17 protein-coding genes, 1 tRNA gene and 1 riboswitch are annotated in these 25,872 nt (G+C 69.8%); of the genes, 9 read left to right on the top strand and 9 right to left on the bottom strand.

The window, feature by feature from the left end:
* Positions 1 to 141 precede the first annotated feature (141 nt).
* Together HMPREF0058_RS00515 and HMPREF0058_RS00510 are read left to right on the top strand one after the other, a co-directional pair.
* A tRNA-Arg gene (locus HMPREF0058_RS00515) sits at positions 142 to 217 on the top strand.
* Between the two features lie 116 nt (positions 218 to 333).
* A complete protein-coding gene (locus tag HMPREF0058_RS00510; RefSeq protein ID WP_006547683.1) occupies positions 334 to 1,779 on the top strand; it encodes a GuaB1 family IMP dehydrogenase-related protein in 1,446 nt (481 codons plus the stop codon).
* A gap of 34 nt (positions 1,780 to 1,813) precedes the next feature.
* Here the strand turns inward: HMPREF0058_RS00510 and HMPREF0058_RS00505 are convergent, their stop codons facing one another.
* Both HMPREF0058_RS00505 and HMPREF0058_RS00500 read right to left on the bottom strand, forming a co-directional pair.
* Positions 1,814 to 3,022, bottom strand: a complete 1,209-nt coding sequence (locus HMPREF0058_RS00505) for a PLP-dependent transferase (RefSeq protein WP_006547682.1) — start codon at positions 3,020 to 3,022, stop codon at positions 1,814 to 1,816.
* Between the two features lie 79 nt (positions 3,023 to 3,101).
* A complete protein-coding gene (locus HMPREF0058_RS00500; protein WP_006547681.1) occupies positions 3,102 to 4,433 on the bottom strand; it encodes a MalY/PatB family protein in 1,332 nt (443 codons plus the stop codon).
* A 557-nt stretch (positions 4,434 to 4,990) separates the two neighbouring features.
* Between HMPREF0058_RS00500 and HMPREF0058_RS00495 the strand changes: the two genes are divergently transcribed.
* Positions 4,991 to 6,946: an ABC transporter transmembrane domain-containing protein gene (locus tag HMPREF0058_RS00495; protein WP_006547680.1), complete on the top strand. Its 1,956-nt coding sequence runs from the start codon at positions 4,991 to 4,993 to the stop codon at positions 6,944 to 6,946.
* The gene (locus HMPREF0058_RS00490; RefSeq protein WP_006547679.1) at positions 6,943 to 8,706 is read left to right on the top strand and encodes an ABC transporter ATP-binding protein; all 1,764 of its coding nucleotides are present in this window, start codon (positions 6,943 to 6,945) and stop codon (positions 8,704 to 8,706) included. The genes HMPREF0058_RS00495 and HMPREF0058_RS00490 overlap by 4 nt, the downstream gene beginning before the upstream one ends.
* Positions 8,707 to 8,803: 97 nt before the next feature.
* Here HMPREF0058_RS00490 and HMPREF0058_RS00485 read toward each other — a convergent pair whose 3' ends face one another.
* Positions 8,804 to 11,575 carry a YhgE/Pip domain-containing protein gene (locus HMPREF0058_RS00485; protein WP_006547678.1) on the bottom strand — a complete coding sequence of 924 codons (2,772 nt, stop codon included), beginning with the start codon at positions 11,573 to 11,575 and terminating at the stop codon, positions 8,804 to 8,806.
* Positions 11,576 to 11,728: 153 nt separating this feature from the next.
* Here HMPREF0058_RS00485 and HMPREF0058_RS00480 point away from each other — a divergent pair, with 153 nt between their 5' ends.
* Together HMPREF0058_RS00480 and pulA are read left to right on the top strand one after the other, a co-directional pair.
* Positions 11,729 to 12,463 carry a TetR/AcrR family transcriptional regulator gene (locus HMPREF0058_RS00480; RefSeq protein ID WP_006547677.1) on the top strand — a complete coding sequence of 245 codons (735 nt, stop codon included), beginning with the start codon at positions 11,729 to 11,731 and terminating at the stop codon, positions 12,461 to 12,463.
* 154 nt (positions 12,464 to 12,617) lie between these two features.
* Positions 12,618 to 15,452: a pullulanase-type alpha-1,6-glucosidase gene (gene pulA / locus HMPREF0058_RS00475; RefSeq protein ID WP_006547676.1), complete on the top strand. Its 2,835-nt coding sequence runs from the start codon at positions 12,618 to 12,620 to the stop codon at positions 15,450 to 15,452.
* A gap of 9 nt (positions 15,453 to 15,461) precedes the next feature.
* Here the strand turns inward: pulA and HMPREF0058_RS13485 are convergent, their stop codons facing one another.
* Together HMPREF0058_RS13485 and HMPREF0058_RS00465 are read right to left on the bottom strand one after the other, a co-directional pair.
* Positions 15,462 to 15,983, bottom strand: a complete 522-nt coding sequence (locus HMPREF0058_RS13485) for a P-loop NTPase family protein (RefSeq protein ID WP_006547675.1) — start codon at positions 15,981 to 15,983, stop codon at positions 15,462 to 15,464.
* Positions 15,984 to 16,005: 22 nt separating this feature from the next.
* A complete protein-coding gene (locus HMPREF0058_RS00465) occupies positions 16,006 to 17,373 on the bottom strand; it encodes a replication-associated recombination protein A (protein WP_006547674.1) in 1,368 nt (455 codons plus the stop codon).
* A gap of 91 nt (positions 17,374 to 17,464) precedes the next feature.
* On the opposite strand from HMPREF0058_RS00465, the gene yczE reads away from it, so the two are divergent.
* The gene (yczE, locus tag HMPREF0058_RS00460; RefSeq protein ID WP_006547673.1) at positions 17,465 to 18,151 is read left to right on the top strand and encodes a membrane protein YczE; all 687 of its coding nucleotides are present in this window, start codon (positions 17,465 to 17,467) and stop codon (positions 18,149 to 18,151) included.
* Positions 18,144 to 18,977: a uracil-DNA glycosylase gene (locus HMPREF0058_RS00455; RefSeq protein ID WP_006547672.1), complete on the top strand. Its 834-nt coding sequence runs from the start codon at positions 18,144 to 18,146 to the stop codon at positions 18,975 to 18,977. Before yczE ends, HMPREF0058_RS00455 begins: the two co-directional genes overlap by 8 nt.
* A 12-nt stretch (positions 18,978 to 18,989) precedes the next feature.
* On the opposite strand, the gene HMPREF0058_RS00450 is transcribed toward HMPREF0058_RS00455, so the two are convergent.
* From HMPREF0058_RS00450 to HMPREF0058_RS00435, 4 genes are all read right to left on the bottom strand, one after another.
* A complete protein-coding gene (locus HMPREF0058_RS00450; RefSeq protein ID WP_006547671.1) occupies positions 18,990 to 20,282 on the bottom strand; it encodes an MFS transporter in 1,293 nt (430 codons plus the stop codon).
* Positions 20,283 to 20,439: 157 nt separating this feature from the next.
* Positions 20,440 to 22,902 carry a (Fe-S)-binding protein gene (locus HMPREF0058_RS00445; protein WP_006547670.1) on the bottom strand — a complete coding sequence of 821 codons (2,463 nt, stop codon included), beginning with the start codon at positions 22,900 to 22,902 and terminating at the stop codon, positions 20,440 to 20,442.
* 71 nt (positions 22,903 to 22,973) lie between these two features.
* Positions 22,974 to 23,276, bottom strand: coding sequence for a DUF4235 domain-containing protein (locus tag HMPREF0058_RS00440; protein WP_006547669.1), 303 nt, complete (start codon positions 23,274 to 23,276; stop codon positions 22,974 to 22,976).
* Between the two features lie 85 nt (positions 23,277 to 23,361).
* The gene (locus HMPREF0058_RS00435; RefSeq protein WP_006547668.1) at positions 23,362 to 24,453 is read right to left on the bottom strand and encodes a YdcF family protein; all 1,092 of its coding nucleotides are present in this window, start codon (positions 24,451 to 24,453) and stop codon (positions 23,362 to 23,364) included.
* Between the two features lie 89 nt (positions 24,454 to 24,542).
* Positions 24,543 to 24,647: riboswitch (TPP riboswitch) on the top strand.
* 57 nt (positions 24,648 to 24,704) lie between these two features.
* Here HMPREF0058_RS00435 and HMPREF0058_RS00430 point away from each other — a divergent pair.
* Positions 24,705 to 25,826, top strand: a complete 1,122-nt coding sequence (locus tag HMPREF0058_RS00430; RefSeq protein WP_006547667.1) for a thiamine ABC transporter substrate-binding protein — start codon at positions 24,705 to 24,707, stop codon at positions 25,824 to 25,826.
* Positions 25,827 to 25,872: the final 46 nt, after the last annotated feature.

Below are 25,872 nucleotides of genomic sequence, written 5' to 3'. Positions count from 1 at the left end.
GCAAGCCCCGAGATCGTTGAGATCTCGGGGCTTTTCGTTGATGATGAGCCCATTCGGAAGGTGTTGTGCCGATCCTCACGGCCCCAGGATTTGGCCTCGTGGGGGAGGCTGAGTATTGTTTCTGCCTGTCGGAAACGACATGCGCCAGTAGCTCAACGGATAGAGCATCTGACTACGGATCAGAAGGTTGGGGGTTCGAATCCCTTCTGGCGCACCAACGCCCCGCTCTCGGCCGCCAAGGTCGGGCCCGGGGCGTTTTTCCATTCCAGCGGCTCCGGCTCCCACTCATCACCCGCTGCAGGCTGAGTCAGTGCCCACGGCTAGACTCTCCCGGTGAAGTTCCTCAATGGCCTCCAGCCGACCTTCGACCTGACCTACGACGACGTCTTCATGGTCCCCTCGCGATCCAGCGTCGGATCGCGCACCGGCGTCGACCTGACCACGGACGACGCCACGGGCACCACGATCCCGCTAGTGGTCGCCAACATGACAGCGGTCGCCGGCAAGCGCATGGCAGAGACCGTAGCCCGCCGCGGCGGACTGACGATCATCCCGCAGGACATCCCGGTCGACGTCGTCACGGACACTGTTACTCAGGTCAAGGCCGCCCACCTCGTCTACGACACCCCGGTCACCGTCAAGCCGCACCACACCTGCGGATATGCGCTGGGCCTCATTCCCAAGCGCTCGCACGGTGCCGCGGTCGTCGTCGACCCGGACACCAACCGCCCCATCGGCATGGTGGACCTCGATGACGTCTCCGGCGTCGACCGCTTCACCCAGGTCCGCGAGGTCATGACCACCGAGCTGCTGACCCTGCCGGCCGGCATCGACTCACGCGAGGCCTTTGACCGCCTGCGCGCCGCGCGTCGCAAGCTGGCCCCGGTCGTGGGCGCCGACGGCGAGCTCGTCGGTCTGCTCACGCGCTCAGGAGCCGTGCGCTCAACCATCTACGCTCCCGCCGTCGACGCCGCCGGTCGCCTGCGCATCGGCGCTGCGATCGGCATGAACGGCGACCCCGCGGGCAAGGCGGCTGAACTCGTGGCCGCGGGCGTGGACGTCATCGTCGTCGACACCGCCCACGGTCACCAAGACCGGATGATGGACGCCGTCGCCGCCGTCCGCGCCGCCCTGCCCGCCGACTTCCCGATCGTGGCCGGCAACGTCGTCTCGGCCGACGGCGTGCGCGACCTGGTCGAGGCCGGCGCCTCGATCATCAAGGTCGGCGTGGGGCCGGGCGCGATGTGCACCACCCGCATGCAGACCGGCGTCGGCCGCCCTCAGTTCTCCGCCGTCCTGGAGTGCTCGCAGGCCGCCGCCGCCCTGGGCGCCCACGTATGGGCCGACGGCGGAGTGCGCCACCCGCGTGACGTCGCCCTGGCCCTGGCGGCTGGTGCCTCCAACGTCATGATCGGCTCCTGGTTCGCCGGCACCTACGAGTCCCCGGGCGACATCCAGTACGACGCGGACGGGCGTGCCTACAAGGAGTCCTTCGGTATGGCCTCCAAGCGGGCCGTCACCACGCGCACTGAGGGTGAGGACCCCTTCGACCGCGCGCGCAAGGCCCTGTTCGAGGAGGGAATCTCCGCAGGGCGCATGTACCTCGATCCTCAGCGTCCGGGCGTGGAGGACCTCATCGACAACATCATCGCCGGTGTGCGCTCCTCCTTCACCTACGCCGGCGCCGGATCGATCGCCGAGTTCCGTGAGCGGGCGGTCGTCGGGCTGCAGTCCGCCTCCGGCTACCGCGAGGGCGCGCCGGTCCCGGTCAGCTGGTGAGCGCCGCCCGCCAGGCCTTCGAGGCTGCCATTCGTCAGTGGCGGGTGCCCGTCTCGAAGGCCTGGCGGAGGTCATCCACCAGGTCGGAGGGGTCCTCGATCCCGATGCTCAGACGCAGCAGCCGGTCAGTCAGGCCGTAGCGGGCTCGCGTGGCAGGCGGGACGTCGGCGTGGGTCTGCACGCTCGGACAGGTGACCAGGGACTCCACCCCGCCCAGGGACTCGGCGAAGGTGAAGACCCGGACTGACTCCAGGAAGGTGGCGATGTCCACGTCCTCGGCGAGGTCAAAGGAGACCATGCCCGAGTGGCCGGGGTAGAGCACGCGGGTGACGTGCGGTGAGGCCTGGAGGAAGGCCACGACCTCCTTGGCATTGGCCTCGTGCCGGGCCATGCGCAGGGACAGGGTCTTCAGCCCGCGCAGCAGCAGGAAGGAGTCGAAGGGACCCAGCGTCGCCCCGGTGGTGTTGAGCCGGTACTGCAGGCGCTCGCCCAGTGCCGGGTCCGCCACGGTCACGACTCCCGCCATGACGTCGTTGTGCCCGCCCAGGTACTTGGTCGCGGAGTAGATCGCCACGTCCGCCCCCTCATCCAGCGGGCGCAGGATGGCGGGGGTGTAGAAGGTGTTGTCGACGGCGAGCAGGGCCCCGGCCTCGCGGGCCAGTCGGGCGGTTGCGGCGACGTCGTAGCACTCCATCATCGGGTTGGTGGGGGTCTCGATGAGCACGAGGGCCGCAGGCCGGCTCAGCGCCTCGGCCAGCGCCTGCTGCCCGTAGACGAAGTCGACCTCGTAGGCGCCGGCCTCCGCCAGGACCTGGAGGTAGCGGAAGGTGCCTCCGTACAGGTCCTCCAGCGCCACGATGCGTGAGCCGAAGGGGGCCAGCGTCTCCACGGCCAGCTGGATGGCGGCCATGCCCGAGGAGGTCACAAAGCTGGCGGCTCCGCCGTCGAGCCGGGCCAGCGCGTCCTGGAGGACGTCGCGGGTGGGTGAGGCGGTCCGCGTGTAGTCGTAGCCCGTGGACTGGCGCAGTCCGGGGTGCCCGAAGGCGGTGGACAGGTGGATCGGCGTCGTGATGGCGCCGGTGGCAGGGTCGGTGCCGGTGCCCACGTGCGCGAGCACGGTATCCAGCCCCCAGGCGGAGGTGTCCGGGCCTGCCGAGGCCGAGGGGTGGTGGTGGATCGGGACGGCACGTGTGGTGGAGCGGTCGTCGTAGGCGGGGTTGGAGTCTTCGGGGCGAGTGGACATGGTGCGTGCTCTCTTCGTATCAGGTGGGTGGACGACGGCGGTGCCCGGCTGCGTCCGTGACAGCCGGGCGGGCAGGGGCTCAGGCAGCGCGGACCTCAGCCAGGGCCTCGGGGTGGGAGCGGGCACGGTGTGCCTGGCGGGTCAGCAGCGCCGTGACACCAGCCTCCAGGCGGTCCAGGGCCTCATCCAGGGTGGCGCGCGGGCAGGCGACGTTGATCCGGGTGAATCCCTCCCCGCCGGCACCGAAGATCGCGCCGTCGTCGAGCCAGAGCCCGGCCTCGTCGAGAATGAACTCGTCAAGCTCGTTGGGCTTGAGACCGGAGCGCTCCAGCAGGCCGTGGCAGTCGAGCCACAGCAGGTAGGTGCCCTCGCAGGGGGTGACCTCGATACCGGGAACGCTCGCCAGGCGCTGGGCGACGTGGGCACGGGCCGCGGCGATGTGCTCGCGCAGCTCATCCAGCCAGGCGTCCCCGCTCTCGTAGGCGGCGCGGCAGGCGGTCAGTCCCAGCGTGTTCGGCTGGGAGTATCCGACGGCGGACAGCTCGGCACAAAAGGCCCCACGCAGCTGCTCGCTGGGAATGAGGATGTTGGCCACCTGCAGCCCAGCCAGGTTGAAGGACTTCGACGGCGAGGTGCAGGTGATTGTGCGTGCGGCCGCGTCCTGGGACAAGGAGGCAAAGGGCGTGGTGCGGTGGCCGGGCAGGGCGAGGTCAGCGTGGATCTCGTCAGAGACCACCGTGAGCTCGTAGCGCTTGGCGATCTCAGCCAGGTCCTCCAGCTCACCGCGGCTCCACACCCGCCCGACCGGGTTGTGCGGGTTGCACAGCAGCAGCACCTTCGCACCGCTGGTGCGCAGCGTGCGCTCCAGGGCCTCCAGGCCGCGGCGGTAGACGCCGTCCTCCCCACGTACCAGCGGAGCGGCGGCGACCACGCAGCCGTTGTCCTCGATGACCTCCCTGAAGGGGTAGTACACGGGTTCCTCGATGACGACGGCGTCCCCGGGCTGGGTCAGCGCCCGGACCGCCAGTGCCAAGGCCGGGACGACTCCCGGGGTCACCACGTTCCAGGACGCGTCCACCTGCCAGTCGTAACGGCGTGCGAACCAGGAGGTTAGTGCCTCGTTGTAGGCGGCGTCAGTCTCGGTGTAGCCGAAGATCCCGTGGCGCACCCGCCACAGCAGGGCGCTCGTGATGCCGGGAGCGACCTGGTGATCCATGTCAGCCACCCACAGCGGCAGGACGCCTTCGGGGCGGCCACGCTCGGCGGCGAAGTCCCACTTGAGGCTGGCAGTGCCGGTGCGGTCGTGGATGAGGTCGAACTGGCAGTAGGAGGAGCCAGGCAGGGTGGTGCCGACGGGACAGTAGGGGTCGACGATGCTTCCGAGGTCAGAGAAGTCAGTGAGAGCAGGCATGCGCGTGGGTCCTGTGGATCGGGCAGGGTGGTTGGGCCTGCCTGTCTGCCGCGGGCGGGTACGGGCGGGCGACGTCGTGCGGAGGCGTCAGCCTGGCACGCGGACAGACGGGGTCACGGTGGTCAGTGAACGCGAGCGTCTGGGTGGCGATCTCGCGGAGCGTGCCGGGCTCGACTCAGCCCGACGCTCTAGCCGTTATTCCTGCGACAGCGACGGCTGGCGCTGTCAGCGCATGCACATTCGACGCATGACCAGGGCGCGCACCGGGGCGGTACGGGGCGTGGGCGTCGAAGCGATCATGGACGCAGGGTAGGTCTGCCACGGCGCCCTGTGTCAAGGCCGGCTCATCTGCTGGCCACTGCCCCCCCTTGCGCCCGCGGCTGGGACGCACGTAGGCTCACCCCCATGTTTGTGACACGCGTTCTCTTTAAGTGACCGTGACTCCGGCCTTGCCGGAGTCCTGACGCTCACGCTTGGTGGCCGACGACGGCCGGCCGCGTGGAGCGCCCTCACTGTCCTGAAAAGTCATTCACGGCCTGCTGAGCCCTTCTCGCGCCGTGACCCGCGACGAGCTTGACGAGATCCTCATGAACACCACCCCTGTGCCTCCTGACGCCTCGACGTCTGCCTCCAGCCCTGCCACGACGGTGCCCGTGACCTGGGCTCCGCGGCGCTGGCCAGCCTTCCTCACCATCGCCCCGCAGCCGCGTACACCCCTTGCTGACCGCCCGGGGCGCTACCTCGCCAGCGTCCTGCGCGACGCCTGGCTCCCCCTGCTGGTCGGAGCGGTGCTGACGGCCCTGACCTACCTCTCCTCAGGGCTTATCCCGACCGTTCTGGGTCGGGTGGTCGACCACGGCATGTCTCACGGACTGTCCGCCCAGCTCGTTCCCGGGCTCATCGCGCTCGCGGCGCTGGGTGTGGCCGGCGGGCTCGTGGGCGGCGTGACCGAGCTCTTCGCCTTCGGCTCGTGGGTCAGCGGCTGGCAGCCCTCGGTCCGCGGTGTGGGCTACCGCCTGGGGCTGAGGTCGCGCGCGGTGACCCGCGAGGTCTCCTCCGGTGACGTCGTGTCCACCGCGACCTCGGACGCGGACTCCATCGGCGCGCTCATGTACTTCATCGTGACCGTGATCGGGTCGCTGATCTCCACCGTGGTCGTTGCGATCCTCATGCTGCGGATGGACACCGGCCTGGGGCTGCTGGTCCTGCTCGGGCTGCCGGTGGTCCTGCTGGGCGTCGGCACACTGCTCAGGCCCCTGAACAGGCGCATGTCCGTCCAGCGTGAGGAGCAGGGGCGGCTGACCACGGTGACCACCGACGTCGTCGCCGGGCTGCGGGTCCTGCGCGGCATCGGCGGCGAGGACGTCTACGCCGCCCGTTACGCCGAGCAGTCGGCCAAGGTACGTGCTGCGGGAATCAAGGTCGCCTCCACCCAGGCCATGCTCGCCGCCATCCGTGCCGGCGCCCCCATGATCCTGACCGCGCTGGTCGTGGGCGCCAGCGCCACCGCCGCGCTGGAGGGACGGATCACGGCCGGTGAGTTCGTCACCTTCTACGGTTACACGACCTTCCTCATCTGGCCGCTGGGAGCGCTGGCTGATCTCATGCAGTTCATGACGCGTGCGTGGGTGGGGGCGAAGAAGGTGGCGCGTGTGGCCGCCGTCGAGCCCCTGGTCAGGGACGACGACGTCGACCCCGCCGCCGTCCTGGATCCCACCGGGGACCTGGTGGACGAGGCCAGCGGGGTCCGCCTGGCTGGAGGCCGCATGACCGCGCTGGTGTGTGCGCGTCCGGCTCTCAGCGCTGCCCTGGCTGAGCGCCTGGGCCGTCCGGACGACGAGGCAGCCGTCACCCTGTCCGGGACGGACCTGCGCCGCCTGCCGATTGAGCAGGTGCGCCGCGCCGTCGTCGTCTCCGGCGCTCATGCGGAGGCCTTCGCCGGCCCGCTGGCCGGGGAGGTGCTCGGCGAGCAGGTGGAGCTCGCTGCCCAGCGCGGACTGGTCGAGCTCATGACCCTGCACGCCGGTACGGACCGGCCGGACGCCACCCGCGCGGACGTCCCTCTCACGACGGCGCAGGCCGAGTCTGCGTATCGCGCGCTGGAAGTCGCCGTGGCTGGTGACGTGCTGGACTCCCTGGGCGGGCTGGAAGGCCAGCTGACTGAGAAGGCCCGCAACCTCTCCGGTGGCCAGCGTCAGCGCCTGGCCCTGGCCCGGGCCGTGGCGCGCCAGGCGCCGGTTCTTGTGCTCATCGAGCCCACCAGCGCCCTGGACTCCCACACCGAGGACCTGGTGGCCCAGCGCCTGCGTGAGGCTCGCGCCGGGCTGACGACCGTCGTGGTCACCTCCTCGCCGCTGCTGCTCAGCCGCTGTGACGAGGTGATCCTGCTGGAGGCGGTGGACGCCGAGCCCGCAGCGAGCGCCCGGGTGGGTGAGCGTGCGCGCGGCACCCATCACGAGCTGAGCCAACTGGATGCCTACACCGACGTTGTTGAGAGAGGAGCGGGAGCATGAGCGCGATGCGGCTTCCTGTTGCGGACGGGCGCACCGTTCGCCGTCGTTTCCTCTCCCTGCTGGGGGAGCACAAGCGGGCCTTCACCGTGGTCACCCTCGCCCAGCTCGCCGCCGCGGTGGCAAGCGTGGGAATCCCCAAGGTGCTCGGCCTCATGGTTGACGCCGTGCGCTCTGGCGCTGGTGCGCAGCGCCTGCACACGCTGATCGCCATCGTGGTGGTTCTGGCGGTCGTCAACGCGGTGCTGACCGGGATCGGGGAGTACCTTGCCCGGATCCTGGGCGAGAGGATCTTCGCCGCGCTGCGCGAGCGTCTGGTCAGCGCCGCCATGCACCTGCCGCTGAGCGTGGTGGAGTCTGCGGGCACCGGCGACCTACTGGGGCGCACGAGCCACGACCTGGAGAGCATTCGCTTCGTGGTCCAGCGTGGCGTCTCCCAGATCCTCGTCATCGTGCTGACCATCCTCAGCGTCGTGGTCGCGGCGCTGCTGGCCTCACCGCTGCTGGGGGTGTGCATGCTCGCCTCGGCGGTGATCGCGGTGCCGCTGGGGCGTTGGTACCTGCGCCACGTGGTCCCCGGCTACCAGACGATGAACGCTCTGTGGGCGGAGGTCGACGGCGTGATCGCTGAGACCGCTGACCAGGCGGAGACCGTGGACGCCCAGTACCTGGGTCAGCGCCGCAACCGGGTCCTGGACCGGGCGCTGAGGGAGGTGTGGCAGACCGAGCAGTACACGCTGTGGCTGCGCATCGTGCTCATTACGGGCCTGGGTATCGCCGTCATGCTGCCGCTGCTGGCGGTCCTGGCCTGGGGTGCCTGGCTGCTGGGTCACGGGATGGTCACTCTGGGAGCGGTGACGACGGTGGCTCTGTATGCCGTCCAGGTGCGGGGGCCGGTCCATGAGATCACCTTCTGGCTGGACACGGTGCAGTCTGCCTCGGCCGCCCTGGCTCGCATCGTCGGGGTTGAGCTCGTCAAGCCGGATCGTCAGGCCACCAGTGACGTGGTGGTCCCCGAGCCTCCGCGCGTGCGCGGGGTCTCCTACGCCTACCGGCCGGGTCATGACGTGCTCCACGACGTCGACCTGGAGATCATCCCGGGCGAGCGGCTGGTCGTCGTCGGACCGTCTGGATCGGGCAAGTCCACCTTGGGACGCATGCTCGCTGGCATCCACCCGCCTACCCGCGGGCGGGTCACAGTGGGCTCGGGCGGGCCTGACGGCCAGGGAACGGACCTGACCGCCCTGACCGAGCAGGCCCTGCACCGCGAGGTGGCCCTGGTGACCCAGGAGCACCACGTCTTTGCATGCACCCTTGCTGACAACCTGCGTATCGCCCGGGCTGACGCCACGGACGCCGAGATTGCTCACGCCCTCGACGTCGTCGGGGCGAGCGTGTGGGCTCAGGCACTGAGCAACGGCCTGGACACCCTGGTGGGTAACGGCGGTGTGGTGCTGGACCCGGGGCAGGCCCAGCAGGTGGCGCTGGCGCGCATCGTCCTCATGGACCCGGCCACGCTCATCCTGGACGAGGCCACCAGCCTGCTGGACCCAGGCTCGGCGCGCTCAGCCGAGCGCGCCCTGGACGCGGTCCTGGCTGGGCGCACCGTCATCGCCATCGCCCACCGCCTGGACACGGCCGCGGCGGCGGACAGGGTCGCCGTCGTCATTGACGGACGGATCGTCGAGCTGGGCAGCCATGACGAGCTCGTGGCTGCCGGCGGGGAGTACACGCGGCTGTGGGAGGCCTGGACCGGCGCCTAGCCCTGCTTGCTGCCTGCGCCAGGCACTCAGACGCCGGGGCGGTGTGAGACTGTCCAGTCCCACACCGCCCCGGCGTCGTCGTCGCTGCGCCTGCGTCCTAGGCGGCCGTGGGAGCCAGCGCGTTGTCCGCGGGCAGGGGCTTGCGGCCGCGGCGCAGCCTGGCGCCCAGCAGCGTCACGCAGACGGCGATCGCGGTCCAGATGAGCAGGACGCCGAGGGTCTGCAGGTAGATCCCGTCCAGACCGCCGCCGGCGATGAGGCGGCGGAAGGACAGCTGGGTGTAGCTCATCGGCAAGAACGGGTGGATCCACTGGAAGAAGCGCGGAGCCGTCTCGATCGGGAAGGTTGCGCCCATCGAGGTGATCTGCAGGCTCAGCAGGACGATGGACACGAAGCGCCCGCGGAAGGCCAGCGAGGCCACGCAGGCCTGATTGATCGCCATGAAGCACACCGAGGAGGCGATAGCCATGAGTGCCAGGCCCAGCAGGTTGGCCGCGTGCAGCTCGCCGGCAGCGTTGACCGCCACCATCATGATGACTGCCTGAGCCATGGCCAGGAGCAGGGCGGTGGTTGCCGGGCGGATCGCCGAGGCCCACCAGCGCTCGCCGTGGTCGCGCTTGTCCAGTGCGGGCAGCACCAGGAACAGGGCGATCGCTCCGATCCACAGGGCCAGGCTCATGAACATCGGGGTGAAGCCGGCGCCGTTGTTGGCGACGGCGTGCTCACGCACGGTGTCGACGCCGGCTACGTCCGAGGCGACCGAGGACATGGTCTCGCGCTGGTCCTGGGTGTAGCTCGGGATCTGGTCGACCCCGTCGCCCAGGCCGTCGGCCAGCGTCGTCGCCCCGTCATTGAGCTTGCCTGCGCCGTCTTCAAGGTCCTGCGCGCCGGAGGCCAACTGCGCGGCGCCGTCGGCCAGGGTCTGCGAGCCGGACCGGGCGGTGGCCAGACCGCTGGACAGGGTCTGCGAGCCGGTCTGCGCGCTGGCGGCGCCGGAGGCCAGGCGGGCGACGCCGTCGGCGAGAGTCTGGGCGGAGGAGGCGGCGGTCCCGGTGCCCTGGTCGAGGGTGACCAGGCCAGAGGCCAGGCTTGTGGCGCCGTCGGACAGTGAGGCCGCACCGTTGTCCAGCTGGCTGATACCGGAGGTGAGGGCGGGGACCTGGTCATTCATGGTGGCCAGGCCTCCGGCGACCTGGGTGGCTCCCTGGCGCAGGGCGGCGGAGTTGTCCACGCTCTGGCCGCCGACCGTGGAGGTGGTGACCTGGCTCAGCCCGCCGGCGACGGCGTTGATGCCGCCCAGCAGCGTCTGGGGGCTGGAGGCGTTGCCGGGGACGGTGACGTCACTCGGGCTGCCGACGGCGGAGGCCAGGCGGTCCACACCCTCGCGCAGCGTGGTGGTGCCCTGGGACAGGGCGGAGGTGGAGCCCGCGAGCTGGGCGGCGCCGTCGGCGACCTGCGAGACGCCGGTGGAGACCTGAGCCGCGGCCGCCGATGCCTGGGACATGCCCGTGTTGAGGGCTGCGGACTGGGAGGAGACCTGCTGCAGCGCGGCGCAGAACTCAGCGGATGCCCCGGTGGCTGCGCACTGGGTGGCGAGCTGGTCGACGGCGGCGGTGTAGCTGGCAACTCCCTGCTGGGCGGTGGTCACGCCTGAGGCCAGCCCGGCAGCGCCGTCCTTGAGGGAGACGCCGTTGGCCTGCGGGCTGTTGAGCCCGGCCGACACCTGTGCGGCCCCGGCGTCGAGAGCGGTGACGCCGCCGGTCAGGGTGGAGGTGTCAGTGGAGCCGGACTCGCCGATTCCTGCCTGGAGCTGGGCGATACCGGCGGCCAGACCGCTGGTGGGGTCGGTGGCCTTGGCCTGGAGAGCGGCCGCGCCGGCCGCGACCTGGTCCACGCCCTGGGTGTAACGGGAGACGCCGTCGGCCAGGGTGCCGGAGCCGGAGGACAGCTGGCCCACGCCGTCGGCCAGGGTGCCGGCGCTGCTGACCAGGGTGGAGGTGCCCTGGCTCAGGGTCTTCGCGCCGTCGGCCAGGGTTGAGGCGCCAGCGGAGGCGCTGGAGGTGCCGGCGGACAGGCTGGCGACGCCGTCGGCCAGCTGCTGGGAACCGCTGGCGGCGGTCGCGGTGCCGTCAGACAGGGTCGTCAGGCCGCTGGTGAGGGTGACCGAGCCGTCAGCCAGCTGACGCACGCCGACCGTGAGGGAGGAGGCGCCGGAGCTCAGCGAGTCAGCTCCGTCGGACAGCGTCGTGGTGCCATCGGCCAGGGTGGTGGTGCCGTCGGCCAAGGTCGCGGCGCCGTCGGAGGCGGTCACCATGCCGTCGCGGATCGTGGAGACGCTGAGCAGGAGGGTGTCCACCACCTGGGCGGAGCCTTGGCTGTCGAGGGTGTTGGTGAGTTCGGAGGCAACGGTGCGGGCCATGGTGCCGGCGAGGTAGTTGATGCCGTCGTCCGTGACCAGGCGCAGCCTCTGGGTGGCTGCCTGCGAGGGGTCCTTGGAGCCGACCAGGGAGACCTTCTGGGAGAAGTCTGCGGGGATGTAGAGAATGGCGCGGACCTTCTCCTGGCCCATCTCGGCGCGGGCCTGGGCCTCGCTCATCGAGGTCCAGGTGAAGCCGACGTCCTGGGAGCCGTCCGGCTCAGTCAGCGCCTTCTCCAGCTCGGCACCGAGGCTGAGGGTCTTCTTCTCGCCGGAGGCCAGGGTCGTGGTGTAAGCGCTGTCCTCGTTGACCACGGCGGCGGTCATGTCACCCAGGCGGTTGGTGGGGTTCTGGTAGGTGAGGGTGAGTAGTCCCGCATACAGCAGCGGGATGATGACGACTGCGACGACGACAACGAGGTTGCCGATGCGTGAGCCGGTGAGCTTCTTCATGTCAGGACCTTCCGGGACGTGTTCCGGACCGTGACGATACAGACCTGTATCGACAGGCGCAATACAGATGTGTATTGTGTGGTTGAGATGACAGGACAAGGCTCGCCCTGGGCTGCCATCGTGTGCGGTGTAAGCCAGAGGGGGAGAAGGTCCATGGGTGTCGCGATGGAGAAGGGTGCCCGGCTCCGAGATGTCGCGGGCCGGGCGGCGCGTCACGCGGCGGCGCGGCGAGCCGTTTCTGCCGGTGCCCCAGGCAAGCGGGCGCAGACCCAGGCGCTGTTGCTTGAGGCGGGTCGAGAGCTCTTTGCCGAGCAGGGGATCGGGGCTACCAGTGTGGGTGACCTGTGCTCCCGGGCAGGCTTCACGCGGGGGGCCTTCTACTCCAACTTCGCTGACATGGACCACTTTGTGCGCCAGCTGGCTGAGCGCGAGTGGGAGCAGATGACCGACTTTGTGCGCCAGGCGGTGGACGAGGCGCTTCCTGACTCCGCGGAGCGCTCGCCAGCGTCCAGTGACGACGAGGTGCAGCACGCCCTGGAGATCCTGGCAGACCGTCTCCTGCTGGCCATGCCGGTCTCGCGCGAGTTCTACATGCTCCAGAACGAGTTCGTCAGCTACATCCTGCGCAACCAGGAGCACGCGCAGGGGCTGCGGCGCAGCTATGAGGCCTTCAAGGCCTCGCTGCGCGAGGTGGTGGTGACCGGGCTGGGTGCCATCGGTCGCGAGTGCATGCTCAGTGCGGATGACATGACTGAGCTCCTGTTTGCCGCTGCCGAGCGCTCGATGCGTACGGCGCTCATGGTGGGGCGCGAGGATCAGCTCACTGCTCTGCTGGATCGCAGCCTGCCGGTGATGCTCACCCACATGAGTCGTCCGCGCGAGAGCTGAGATGGACCCGCTCGTCCCTGGTCTGTGCGTGCAGGTCGTGAAAGAGTGAGTAGCGTCATCGTTGTGAGGTGACTGTTTCCGGTGCTGCGGGTGCCTGGCCAGGGCGCCGTCGGAGGGCAGCAGGCTCGGTGAGCAGGGAGGAAAGGCGGTCGTCATGGCCAGCGCTCACACACACCATGAGGCGGCGGTGCACCACGCGGTTCCGGGCACCGGGCAGATGCGTGCCTACTGGGTCGATGAGTCCACCCTCGCCTGGCCTGCTGACCTCCTGCCACCGGGCGTTCGCCTGGAGGACTGCCTGGGCGCCGACGGCGGCCGCCCCACCTCACCACCGCTGAGCTTCGGCCTGGTCAGCTCGCCTGACGGCAGCGTCGGCCTCACCGACGGGCTGCTCCAGCGTGGCGAGCGCGGCAGCGAGATCCCTCTCGGGCTCATCGGCCGCCTGGACAGCCGCCTCGTGGAGGCCCACCCCCAGCTTGACGGTTACCTGGCGCTGACCACCCAGGACGAGTTCGGCGCCCCACGACTGATCGGCGACGACGTCGCGCTCCTGCTCACGGGCCAGCTCGCCGTCGTCCAACGCACCTCAGCATCCGTGGGTGGCTGGGTCACGGCCTACACCGGTGTGCAGACCTGGCCGGTCATCGACCGACTGTGGGGCCAGGTCGCCAGCGCTCGCGACGGCAGCGCACCGCTGGGCGTCAGCTTCTCACCCAGCGGCGACGCCGCCCCCTCCTTCGCCCTGTGGGCTCCCACCGCCGTGCACGTGGACCTGCTCACCTGGCCGGCTCCGGTGCGGACAGGATCGGTCCCACTGGCGGCGGGGGACCCGGTCAGGCTTGAGGCGCGGCGCTGCCAGGACGGGCGCTGGGAGGTCACCTCCAGGCGCACCGCCGAGGCGGGAGTGCGCGCAGGCTGCCAGTACCTGTGGGAAGTCCGCGTCTACGTGCCTGCTACCGGCAAGGTTGAGACCAACTTCGTCACGGACCCCTACTCGCGTGCCCTGACGGTGGACTCGCGGCGCTCGGTGGCCGTGGACCTGGGGTGCAAGGAGCTCAAGCCCAGCGCGTGGTGCGAGAACCTCAACCCGACGGTCGCCGTCGACGCCGCGCGAGCGATCTATGAGCTCCACCTGCGCGACTTCTCGGCCGCGGACCCCACCGTGCCGCCCGAGCTGCGTGGTACCTACGAGGCCTTCACCATCGACTCGGCCGGGACCAGGCACCTGCGCGAGCTGGCCCAGGCGGGCATTGACACGGTGCACCTGCTGCCCGTGTTCGACTTCTCCACCGTCCCGGAGGACCGCAGGCGCCAGCGGGTGCCGCAGGTCCCAGAGGGGACCTCGGCCGCCTCCCGCCGCCCCCAGGCCGCCGTCGGGGCTGTGGCTGACCTCGACGCCTACAACTGGGGCTACGACCCCTTCCACTGGATGGCTCCCGAGGGCTCCTACGCCACCGACGGGCACCAGGACGGGGGTGCGCGCACGGTCCAGGTGCGCGAGATGATCGGCGCCCTGCACGGCATGGGGCTCCAGGTGGTCCTTGACCAGGTCTTTAACCACACCGCCGGAAGCGGGCAGGAGCCCACGAGCGTCCTGGATCGCATCGTGCCCGGTTACTACCACCGTCTGGATGCTACTGGGCAGGTGGAGAGCTCCACCTGCTGCAACAACGTGGCGACCGAGCGGGCGATGGCCGAGCGCCTCATGATCGACGCCTGCGTGTCCTGGGTGCGTGACTACCGGGTGGACGGCTTCCGGTTCGACCTCATGGGCTACCACTCCACCACCACCATGAAGCGGCTGCGCCAGGCCCTGGCGCAGGTGAGCGAGGACGCCGTCGGGCACGAGATCTACCTCTACGGCGAGGGCTGGAACATGGGCGAGGTCGCGGACAACGCCCTGTTCCGCCAGGCGGTCCAGGGCCAGGTCGGGGCGCAGGACGGTCTTCACATCGGCACCTTCAACGACCGCGTTCGTGACGCCCTCTACGGGGGGAACCACTTCGGTCCCGACCCACGCCAGGGTCAGGGCCTGGGTACTGGCGCGGCCTCGCACCCCTCGGGGTGGGGAAGCCGGGGCGAGCAGGCTGACCGGGAGGACCTGCGGTGGCGCACGGACCTCGTTCGCCTGTCCCTGGCCGGGAACCTGCGCGAGATGGAGCTGCTGAGTGCGGACGGGACCTGGCGACGCGGGCAGGACCTGCGCTACGGGCTGGCGCCGGCGGGATACGGGGACGAGCCGGTGGACTCCATCGCCTACGTCGACGCCCATGACGACGAGACGCTCTTCGACCGCCTGGCCTACAAGCTTCCCCCAGGTACCTCGGTGGAGGACCGAGTGCGGCTGAGCACGGTGTGCCTGGCGGCCATCACCCTGGGCCAGTCCCCCTGCTTCTGGGCCGCGGGCACCGAGATGCTGCGCAGCAAGTCCCTGGACCGTGACTCCTACAACTCAGGAGACCACTTCAACGCCATCGACTGGTCTGGTCAGGACAACGGGTGGGGGCGAGGGCTGCCCCCAGCCGGGCGCAACTTCGAGCGGTGGATCATCCAGGCCGAGCTCCTGTCCCGCGCTGACCTGCGCCCCAGCCCGGCGCATATCGCTGCGGCACGGGCCGGAGCCCTGGATCTGCTGCGCCTGCGTCGCTCGACTCCGCTCCTCACCCTCGGATCGGCCGAGCTCATTCATGAGCGGGTTTCCTTCCCCGTCAGCGGCAGGGAGGCTCGCGACGGCGTTATCATCATGGTGGTCGACGACGGCGCTGGCCAGGGCGATCTCGACCCGGCGCTGGACGGGGTCATGGTGGCGATCAACGCCACCAACCAGGAGGTCGAGCAGCGGATCGAGCCGCTAGTGGGACGGTTCTTCGAGCTCAGCGACATCCAGGCTGAGGGCGCAGACGAGCGGGTGAAGTCGACCGTCTTCGACCCAGCAACCGGGCTGCTGCGAGTGCCGGCACTCACCGCCGCCGTCCTGGTGGAGCGCTAGGGCACGGGCTTACCGCTCCTTCTGCGAGGCCAGGTGCCGGGCCAGGTAACGGCCTGTCACGCTGCCAGGAGCCTGGGCAAGCTGCTGCGGCGTGGCGGCCGCGACGACGCGGCCGCCCTCCTGACCCCCACCCGGGCCCAGGTCGATCACCCAGTCTGCGTTGGCGATCATGTCCAGGTCGTGCTCGATGACGAGCACGCTGGCGCCGTCCTCGATGAGCCGGTCCAGGACCGAGAGCAGGACCTGGACGTCCAGGGGGTGCAGCCCGATGCTCGGCTCGTCCAGGACGAACATCGTGCCCTCCTGGGAGGAGCCGAGGTAGGTGGACAGGGACTCTAGGTAGCGCCGGGCGCCCTCGGCGTAGAGCACGCCCAGCGCGAGGGAGGACTTGCCTGAGCCAGAGACTCCCGCCACCGCCACCATCTGGCCCAGGGGGACATCGACGTCGAGATCGCGCAGGTTGTGCACGCGCGCGCCGCGCACCTGGATGTGGGTGGGCGCGTGCCTGGCGACCTGGTCCGTGTCCGTCATGAGGCCAGGCTAGTGCGGAGCGTTACGGTGCCAGCCGGCCGCGGATCTGCTCGCGCAGCGCCTGCCAGTACTCCAGGCGCTCGCGGATACGGCGCTCGTGACCGCGGTCGGTGGGCTCGTAGAAGGCCTCGCGCTCCTCGCGCGGCGGGTACCCCTCAGGCATGTAGTCAGCTCCTGAGAAGCCCTCGGCAGTGTCCGGATCGTACTGGTAGCCCTCCCCGTAGCCCAGCTCCTTCATCAGAGAGGTCGGAGCATTGAGGATGTGCGCGGGAGGCATAAGCGAGCCGGTGGCTGCGGCCGCCTTGCGTGCGCGGCCGAGGGCGCGGTAGACGGCGATCGACTTGGGTGCCGTGGCCAGGTAGACCACCGCCTGGGCGATCGCGAGCTCGCCCTCGGGCGAGCCCAGCCGCTCGTAGGTGTCCCAGGCGGCCAGGGTCATCTGCAGCGCCCCTGGATCCGCCATGCCCACGTCCTCGCTGGCAAAGCGCACCAGGCGCCTGGCCACGTACAACGGGTCCTCACCGCCGCCGAGCATGCGAGCCAGCCAGTACAGGGCGGCGTCCGGATCCGATCCGCGCATCGACTTGTGCAGGGCGGAGATGAGGTTGTAGTGCTCCTCATGGGACTTGTCATACAGGGGAGCACGGGCAGAGACGACGGCGGACAGACCGGCGACGTCCAAGGGCTCGTCGCGATCCTGCCCGGGGTGAGGTGCCAGCCCCAAGAGCTGCTCGACCATCCCCAGCAGGTAGCGGCCGTCGCCGTCGGCCATCGCGACCAGAGCTTGACGTGCCTGCTGCGTCAGCGGCAGGCGGCGGCCGCTGAGCTTCTCGGCCCGCTCGATGAGCTCGGCCTGGGCCTGGTCAGGCAGACGGTGCAGCACCAGCACCTGGCAGCGGGACAGGAGAGCGCCGTTGAGCTCGAAGGAGGGGTTCTCGGTGGTGGCGCCGACCAGCACCACCGTGCCGTCCTCGACGTAGGGCAGGAAGGAGTCCTGCTGGGCGCGGTTGAACCGGTGGATCTCGTCAACGAAGAGCAGAGTCCTCTGGCCGATCTGACGCCGCTGGGCAGCAGCACTGAAGACCTTGCGCAGCTCGGCCACCCCCGAGAAGGTGGCGGAGACCTGCTCGAAGACCAGGCCCGTGCCGGAGGCCAGCAGGCGGGCGATGGTCGTCTTGCCGCATCCAGGCGGTCCCCACAGGATGATTGAGGACAGCCGCCCGGCCTCCACCATGCGCCCGAGCGGTGCCTCAGGAGCCAGGAGGTGGTCCTGACCGACGACCTCGGCCAGCGAACGCGGACGGAGCCGGTCCGCCAGCGGGCGCGTGGGGTCATCAACCTCGGCTCCCGCCAAGGCAGCGGCATCGAAGAGACTGGGAGAGCTGGTCATGGCACGAGCCTAGAGGTGGGTAGCGACATCGGCAGGTGTCCTGCGGGCCCTGCGGCCACCGGCGCCGGCGGAGGCTCACTAGGATCCTCCTGTGCTCCTTGATGACCGAGGCCCGCTCGCACAGCTGCGCGCCGGGCGCCTGCCACGCCGGCTGGTCCAGCTGCTCGTGGGCCTGGTCCTCCTCGGCGCCTCCCAGGGCATGATGGTGCGCTCGCGCCTGGGTAACGCCCCCTGGGACGTCTTTCACCAGGGCCTGTCCCTCAGGAGCGGTGCGAGCATCGGGGTGGTCACGATTGCCGTGGGTGTCCTGGTACTGGCGGCGTGGATCCCGCTGCGCACCTGGCCGGGTCTGGGCACGGTGCTTAACGCCGTCCTCATTGGTCTCTCCCTGGACTGGAGCCTGGCCGTCCTGCCGACCTGGAACCACCCGGAGGTGCGAATCGCCCTCATGATCGCGGGTGTGGTCCTCAACGGCTTGGCGGCAGGCATGTACATCGGCGCCCAGCTCGGCCCTGGCCCGCGTGACGGCCTCATGACCGGGCTCCACGCCCGTACCGGAGCCTCGATCCGGCTTGTCCGCACCGGGATCGAGGTCACCGTGGTGCTCGTGGGGTGGGCGCTCGGCGGGACGATCGGGCTCGGGACGGTGGTCTACGCCCTGGCGATCGGCCCACTGACGCAGTTCTTCCTGGAGCGCTGCATCATCCGGCTGCCGAGGCCCGGCGTCAAGGCTCCGGGCAGCACCGTCACGAAGCAGGAGAAGCCCCTCGATGGCTGAGGCACATCCCGTCACCGGTCAGCTCTTTGACTCTCCCGTGCCACCGGGTACGGGCTGGCCCGGCGATCCCGCGCAGCCGACCACCGCCGTCGCCCACGACGCGCGACAGGTGCGCGAGCTCGCTCTGGAGGCCACCCTGGCTGAGCTCGACGCCCGGGTCTCGGTGTGCCGGGCCTGCCCACGGCTGGTCGCCTGGCGCGAGGAGGTCGCGACCACGGGGCGCCGGGCTTCCTTCGCCCGGCAGCCATACTGGGGCAGGCCAGTGGCGTCGCTCGGGCCTGCGGACGCACCGATCTACGTCGTCGGGCTGGCGCCAGCGGCCAACGGAGCCAACCGCACCGGCCGCATGTTCACCGGAGACCGCTCCGGGGACTGGCTGTGGGCGGCGCTGTACCGCGCTGGACTGGCCATGCAGCCCACCTCCCTCCACGCCGGTGACGGCCAGGGGCTGCGGGGTGTGCGGATGGGGGCCGCCGTGCGCTGCGCCCCTCCCGCCAACAAACCGACGACGGCGGAGCAGGCCGCCTGCCTGCCCTGGATCGCCCGGGAGCTGGACCTGGTGCGTCCGCGTGTGCTGCTGGCGCTGGGTGGCATCGCCTGGCGCACGGTGCTGCGCCTGGCCCGCGACGCCGGGTGGCAGGTGCCACGGCCGGCCCCGCACTTCGGTCACGGTGCGCAGGCGCTGCTCACCCGGCTCGACGGCGGTCAGGTCACCCTGCTGGGTAGCTATCACCCCAGCCAGCAGAACACCTTCACCGGACGGCTGACCGAGGAGATGCTGGACCAGGTTCTGGCGCGGGCGAAGGCGCTGGGAGGACTGCCCTAGAGGACCTGCCGGTTACTGATCGCCGTCGAGAATCTCCTTGGGGATGGACGGTGCGGTGGTGGCCCGCCGGATCGGGCGCATGGCGATCAGGCCGATGATGAGCGCCGAGATCGCGAAGCCGACCAGGCTGAGCATGCCGCCGTGCGAGCCGAGCAGGTCCACCATGCGCCCGGACACCAGGTTGGACACCGCCATGCCCACGACGAACATGGCTCCCAGCATGGCCATCGCCTCGGTGAAGCGCGAGGAGGGCGTCATGGAGATGAGGAGCTGGTTGACGTTGACGACCGTGGGCGCCTGAGCCAGGCCGGCCACGAAGAGCACGGCTGCAGCCGAGACGAGCGAGTGGGTGAAGAGCAGGAGCGCCGATCCTGCGGCCACGATGGTCATCCCCACGTAGAAGCGGATCCACAGCGGGGACGTCCAGGCCCTCGCTCCGTATCCGATGGCTCCCAGCATCGAGGCCCCGGAGAAGCAGGCGATGACCAGTCCCGCGCTGCCTGGCATCCCCAGCTCCTCTGACAGCGCCACCACCGAGACGTTGGTGGAGGCGATAAAGGCGCCGTAGGCCACCTGGATCGCCAGGAGGGCGACGAATCCGATGGTGAAGAGCTGCTCCTTGCCTCCTGTGACCGGCTCGGCCTTGCCTGCGGCGGCCGGGGCGGCGCTGCGGTGACGAGGACCGGTTGGGGGAGGCTCGATCGCGTCGTCGAGCAGGAAGCCCCAGATGGAGATGAGGATGGCGATGATGGCCGCGGCCATCGGGGACAGAAGCGCCACCGAGGTCGCCAGCACCGTGGCCGTGGGGTTGCCGATGACCCACATCATCTCTTCGAGCGTGCTGGTCAGGGACAAGGCGGAGTTGAGCTGGCCGGGTCGCTGGCGCAGCACGTAGGTCCACCGGCCGCGGATCATGGAGGAGTAGGGCACCGAGGTGCCCAGGAGCACGCCTCCCATGACAATGACCCACGCCGGCCAGTGCAGGTGGAGGGCAGCGGACATGAACAGGATCGAGAAGATCCAGAACCCGGCGAGCGGCAGGCCGACGCGGCGCTGGCCGTAGGTATCGATGAGGCGGCCGACCACCGGGCCGGTGAAGGCAGAGGTCAGCGCCATGACGGAGGAGACGACGCCGGCCAGCGTGTAGGAGCCGTAGCCGTCGCGGATGCCAATAAGCAGCCCCATCCCGAGGAAGGGGTAGGGGAACTGACCGATGACACCGGTGATGACAGAGCGGGAGGCGTGGGGCAGGCGGAGAAGAGAGGCGTAGACGCGCAGACCGCCGTCGTGACCATGATCAGTCACGGGAACTCCTTGCGAGGTGGCAGGGAAGATTTCGGTAGGCGAGTGATAACGCTAGGGCACTGCGTGAGCCGTGTCAGTACCCTCAGGAGTCTTGCTGGGCATGAAGGTGATCACGCCGGGAGAGACCCAGGCGTGGCGCGCGCAGACGGCGCCTGGATCAGGCCTCCTGCCCTCGCCGGACCGCCTCCAGCATGAGGGTGGCGACGTCCATGACCTGCACCTGCGCGCCCTGGCTGGCCACGCCGTCGGAGAGCATCGTGGTGCAGAACGGGCACGCGGTGGCAATGACCTGCGCTCCGGTGCCGATGGCCTCACGCGAGCGCTCGACTGCGATCCGGGTGCCGATCGACTCCTCCATGAAAGCCCGGGCACCTCCTCCGCCGCAGCAGAAGGAACGCTCCTGGCTGCGTGGCATTTCCACGGTCTGGGCGCCGGTGGCCTCAACCAGCTCGCGAGGAGGAGAGTAGATCTGGTTGTGGCGGCCCAGGTAGCAGGCGTCGTGGACGGTGACGGTGGGCGAGGGCGCAGCCAGGGTCAGGCTGGTGCGGCCACCGGGACCTGTCTGAGGACTCGTGGCCGGGGCGGGCGCCGGCTTGAGACGGCCCTCGCGTACGAGGCGGGACAGCAGCTGGGTGTGGTGGAGGACCTCGTAATGCCCGCCCACTTGCGGATACTCCCGGGCCAAGGTGTTGAAGCAGTGGGCGCAGGTGACCACGATCTTCTGCGCCTTGACCTCGTTGAGGGTCTCGACGTTCTGGCCCGCCAGCATCTGGAAGAGGATCTCGTTGCCGGCGCGCCGAGCCGGGTCCCCGGTGCAGGACTCAGCGTCACCGAGCACCGCGAAGGAGACCCCCGCCGTGTGCAGCAGCTCAGCGACCGCGCGCGTGGTCTTCTTGGCTCGGTCCTCGTAAGCGCCGGCGCAGCCGACCCAGAACAGGTAGTTCACCTCGCTGGCGTCCTCAACGTCCACGCCGACCACGGGGACCTCGAAGCCGAGGTCCTTGGCCCACTCCATGCGCTTGCGTGGTGCCAGGCCCCAGGGGTTGCCCTTGGACTCCATCTTGCGGAACATCTGCCCCAGCTCCTTGGGGAAGGCAGACTCCATGAGCACCTGCTGACGGCGCAGGTCGATGATGTGGTCAACGTGCTCGATATCCACCGGGCACTGGTCCACGCAGGCTCCGCAGGTGGTGCATGACCACAGGACGTCCGCCGGGATGACCTCGCCGACCAGGGGCGCGGGCCGGGTGGACACGCCGGACTCGCTCGGGGCGGCTTTGGCTGCCAGCAGGGCACCGAGCACGTCCTGCGTATGCGCCGAGCCCTCGGCCAGTCCGCTCCGCGAACCGCGCAGGATCCCACCGTGGGCCGCCGCCTGCTCCTCGGTGACCTCATGGGGCGAGGTTCCCAGGCTCGCAGCGGCCTTGAGGAAGGGGGCGGCTGCAGCGTGATGGTCACGCAGGGCGAGCGTGAAGAGCTTGGGGGACAGGGGCTTGCCGGTGTTCCACGCCGGGCACAGGTCCTGGCAGCGTCCGCACTCGGTGCAGGTGGAGAAGTCGAGCAGTCCCTTCCAGGTGAAGTCCTCGATGCGGCCCACGCCGAGGGTGATCTCGCGATCCTGCTCCTCGGCTGCCTCCATGGCGGTGTCCAGATCGTCCAGCGTCTGGGCCGTGAGAGTCGTGGGATGCCCCTGCGCGTTGTCAAAGACCAGCTCCTTGGCCGGTCCCAGGGCCTTGGACCCCACGGCGGGACGGTCCTGCTGGGTCGAGGTTGTGGGCGCGGCGGAGACCTCCCGCCGGGCCCAGACGTTGACGACGGCCAGGAAGCGGTGCCAGGCCACGCCCATGGACGGCTGCAGCCCGATGACGACCATCCAGCTCATCGAGACCACGACCTTGATCGTGGCCACGACCAGGATCGCTGCCTCGACCCCCGTGACGCCCAGCGGGCTGAGCAGCGGCACGGCCCAGGAGGTGAGCGGGTAATGGCTCCAGGAGCCGAGGGGGGAGTGGGGCTCGGTCAGGTGCAGCTGTGTGGCCTCCAGCATCCGCAGTGCCAGGACGCAGGTGACGACGATGAGGACCACGGCCTCGACGAAGACGGCCTGAGCAGCCGAGGAGCCGGAGAAGCGAGGTGAGCGGGTGCGTGTCCCACCCTCGCTCGTGGAATCGAAAGGAGGCTTGGCCCTGCCGCCTGCAGTCAGGCGACGGCGCACGAGGATGAGCCCGACGATTCCTGCCAGGCTCAGCCAGGCGATCACCTCCACGATCCAGCTCCACCAGGCCTGGTGGTCCAGCCAGGGCAGGGAGAAGCCCGGGCCGCCGAGGACCTGCCCGTAGCCGGTGACCAAGGTGAGGGCGAGCAGCGGGAAGCTGACCATGACCAGCCAGTGCGCCACGGCGATCCAGACGCGTGCGCGGAAGGACCGGTGGCTGAGGATCTCCCCCAGCATCCGGGCGGTGCGGCGCCACGGCCGCTGGCTGCGGTCCTCAGCAGGGCGCCCCAGACGCATCCGGGCGATGATGACGAGGCAGGCGCGTGCGAACAGGGCGACGCCGACGCCCGTGAAGGCGCAGACGACGACCGAGCACACCAGGCGCAGGATCATCAAGGAGGTCATGCGGCCAGCCTACTCAGGGGGTGCGACATCCTCGCGCGCAGCAAGGACGTGCGGCTGGAGATGACGCCAGTTCAGTCCTCGATCGCCGTGATGGTCTGCGGGCGCAGCGGGTTGAAGTCCGCACCGCCGTACCAGGACGCGGCCTTGCGCAGGCTCAGCTGCTGGACGACGCCGGCGATCGCGCCGGAGATCGCGGCGAAGGCCACGATCTGGAGGACCGGGGTGTCCAGCAGGTCCTCGTCCGTAGGAACCGGCTTGCCACTGCCCTTGCGCCAGGCGGCACGGATGGCGCGGTCGGCCAGGAAGCCGGCAGCCAGGGTGGTCAGGGCGGCGGTCGCCTGCCAGGCGATGCCGGCGGAGGGGGTGCGAGACATAGGTCCTCCCGAAGTCATCTCATGCGCCCGCGGCGGCGCTGTCGCGATCCTACTGTGCTCGCTGCCCGCTGCGAGGGACAAGGGGTTACAGGCTCAGCAGGTACAGGGCGGCAAAGCCCACCGCCATGAGGGCCATCAGGGCCGCCCACACCGCCGCCGCGCGACGCCGGTAGGTCAGCACGGCCACGTACTCGCGCAGCCAGGCGTTGATGACGTAGTAACGGGCGGTCGGGGCCGGGGCGACGGCCCAGCTCGTCTCCATGTCCGAGGCCAGGATCGCGGTACGCACGGCGTGGTAGGAGGAAGTGACCAGCAGGACCTGGTCGTAGGAGACGTTGTGGCGAGCGCCCAGGTCTGCCAGGAGCTCACGGGTGAAAGCGATGTTCTCGCGCGTGGTGGTGGAGCGGTCCTCCAGCACGATGTCCTCGCGCGGCACCCCGAGGCCCACGGCGTACTCGGCCATCGCACTGGCCTCGCTGGTGGGCTCGTCGTCTCCCTGGCCGCCGCTCATCACCAGGACTGGCCTGCCGCTGGCGGCCTCGCCGTCGGAGGAGGACTTCTGGCGCCTGGCGGCCTCGTCCTGCCAGATTTCCACGCCGGTGGTGATGCGCGAGGCCAGCAGCGGTGTCACGGCGCCGTTGATCAGTCCGGCGCCGTGGACGACGACGGCGTCCGGATGGGGCACCGCACGACGCCCGCCCCACACCCGCTGCACCAGCGTCTGGGCCAGGAGGATGATGAGGAAGCTACCTAGGTAGAGACAGGCGGCGAAGAGCTCGGCTGCTGCGGCGATGGACCAGGCCTGAGTCAGGGACACCAGGACGACGGCGCATACCGGGGCCGCGACCAGCCCGATGCCCAGCAGCAGGCTGAGGAAGTTAGCGGGCCGCCTGCCCTCCCGGCGCAGGACCCGCAGACCGTTAAGTACGAGCATGAGCGGCAGCATGGCCATGAGCAGGAACCAGGCGAAGGCTGCCAGGAGAACCAGGATCCGCATGCCGGGTACGTACGAGGTGAGCATCGCCAGTAGACCCAGCAGGCTGTAGGCCGTCAGCAGCGCGAAGAAGCCGCAGCGTAGCTGGCGGTGGTCGCGGCGCAGGGACCAGACGAGTAGCACGGACCAGAGCACGACGAAGCCCAGGTCCCACGCCACGCTCCAGATACTGACATCCTCCACGGTCCTGCTCCTCTCGCCTCCGGTGACTGTCTTGCATCCTGTGCAGAAAAAGACTGCATCGAGCGTCGATATTTTCCAGGGTAGACTCGGCCTCACGACAGGGGAGCGCCGTCGGGCGCTGAGAGTGCGGAAGACCGCAGACCCTCGAACCTGCTCCGGTTCATACCGGCGAAGGAAGTCGAGCTTCTCCCCGCGCCCGCGGATCGGCCGCGTGCGCGAGCCCTCCTGACATCGATCCAGGAGACCACCACATGGCTCAGGCCACCCACCCCATCACCCACCGAGTCCTTGCCCCCACCCGCCGTCAGCTTCTTGGCGTCCTGGCCCTGGGCGCCGTCGGCACGAGCCTGGCCGCCTGCGGCTCGAAGGGCTCCGGCTCCGCCTCCTCGACCGCCTCCGGCTCCGCGGCCGGATCAGGATCCAAGGTCACCGTGCTCACCCATGACTCCTTCCACGTCCCGGACGAGCTCGTGGCGGCCTTTGAGAAGGACAGCGGCTACACCCTGGAGATCGTGCCCAGCGGCGACGCCGGCGAGCTGGTCAACAAGCTGGTCCTGACCAAGGACGCACCGCTGGGCGACGCCGTCTTCGGCATCGACAACACCTTCGCCTCTCGCGCCCTGGACGAGGGCGTCATCGACACCTCCGTCACCGTCACCTTGCCGGACGGGGCCGAGCAGTACGTCGTCGACTCCACCCCGGCCTTGGCGCCGATCGACTTCGGCGAGGTGTGCGTCAACATCGACGCCGCTTGGTTCGCGGACAAGGGCCTGACCCCGCCCACCTCCTTTGAGGACCTGACCAAGGCGGAGTACAAGGACCTCTTTGTGACCATCAACCCCTCGACCTCCTCCACGGGTCTGGCCTTCCTGCTGGCCACGATCGGCCACTTCGGCGAGGACGGCTTCGCTGACTACTGGAAGCAGCTGGTCGCCAACGGCACCAAGATCGACGAGGGCTGGACCGACGCCTACTACACCGACTTCTCCGGCGGTGGTGAGGGCGGCACCTACCCGATCGTGGTCTCCTACTCCTCCTCCCCGGCCGCCACGGTGAGTGAGGACGGCGCCTCCTCCTCCACCGCCTCGGTGCTGGCCACCGCCTTCCGCCAGGTCGAGTACGCCGGCGCGCTGGCAGGTGGCGCCAACCCCGAGGGCGCCAAGGCCTTCATCGAGTGGATGCTGTCCACCGATGTCCAGACCTCGATCCCGGACAACATGTACATGTACCCGGTCAGTCCCGAGGCCACGCTGAGCGAGGCCATGACGGCCTTTGGCAAGGTCTCTGACTCCCCGGTCACCGTCGAGGCAGACGCGATCGCGGCCAACCGTGAGGCCTGGTTGGCCACATGGACGGAGGCTGTCGGCGCGTGAGCGCCGTGCCTGGACCCGCCCCCCGGCCTGCCGCCCGCGCGCCGCA

The organism is Actinomyces urogenitalis DSM 15434 (assembly GCF_000159035.1).
Classification (GTDB): domain Bacteria; phylum Actinomycetota; class Actinomycetes; order Actinomycetales; family Actinomycetaceae; genus Actinomyces; species Actinomyces urogenitalis.
Note: the sequence above shows the minus strand (reverse complement) of the source record. Positions and strands in the feature narration are given on the sequence as shown.

Coding starts and splice junctions, on each gene's coding strand:
- HMPREF0058_RS00505 (WP_006547682.1), bottom strand. CDS start 3,022: ATGTCCACTCGCCCCGAAGACTCCAACCCCGCCTACGACGACCGCTCC.
- HMPREF0058_RS00500 (WP_006547681.1), bottom strand. CDS start 4,433: ATGCCTGCTCTCACTGACTTCTCTGACCTCGGAAGCATCGTCGACCCC.
- HMPREF0058_RS00490 (WP_006547679.1), top strand. CDS start 6,943: ATGAGCGCGATGCGGCTTCCTGTTGCGGACGGGCGCACCGTTCGCCGT.
- HMPREF0058_RS00485 (WP_006547678.1), bottom strand. CDS start 11,575: ATGAAGAAGCTCACCGGCTCACGCATCGGCAACCTCGTTGTCGTCGTC.
- HMPREF0058_RS00480 (WP_006547677.1), top strand. CDS start 11,729: ATGGGTGTCGCGATGGAGAAGGGTGCCCGGCTCCGAGATGTCGCGGGC.
- pulA (WP_006547676.1), top strand. CDS start 12,618: ATGGCCAGCGCTCACACACACCATGAGGCGGCGGTGCACCACGCGGTT.
- HMPREF0058_RS13485 (WP_006547675.1), bottom strand. CDS start 15,983: ATGACGGACACGGACCAGGTCGCCAGGCACGCGCCCACCCACATCCAG.
- HMPREF0058_RS00465 (WP_006547674.1), bottom strand. CDS start 17,373: ATGACCAGCTCTCCCAGTCTCTTCGATGCCGCTGCCTTGGCGGGAGCC.
- HMPREF0058_RS00455 (WP_006547672.1), top strand. CDS start 18,144: ATGGCTGAGGCACATCCCGTCACCGGTCAGCTCTTTGACTCTCCCGTG.
- HMPREF0058_RS00445 (WP_006547670.1), bottom strand. CDS start 22,902: ATGACCTCCTTGATGATCCTGCGCCTGGTGTGCTCGGTCGTCGTCTGC.
- HMPREF0058_RS00440 (WP_006547669.1), bottom strand. CDS start 23,276: ATGTCTCGCACCCCCTCCGCCGGCATCGCCTGGCAGGCGACCGCCGCC.
- HMPREF0058_RS00430 (WP_006547667.1), top strand. CDS start 24,705: ATGGCTCAGGCCACCCACCCCATCACCCACCGAGTCCTTGCCCCCACC.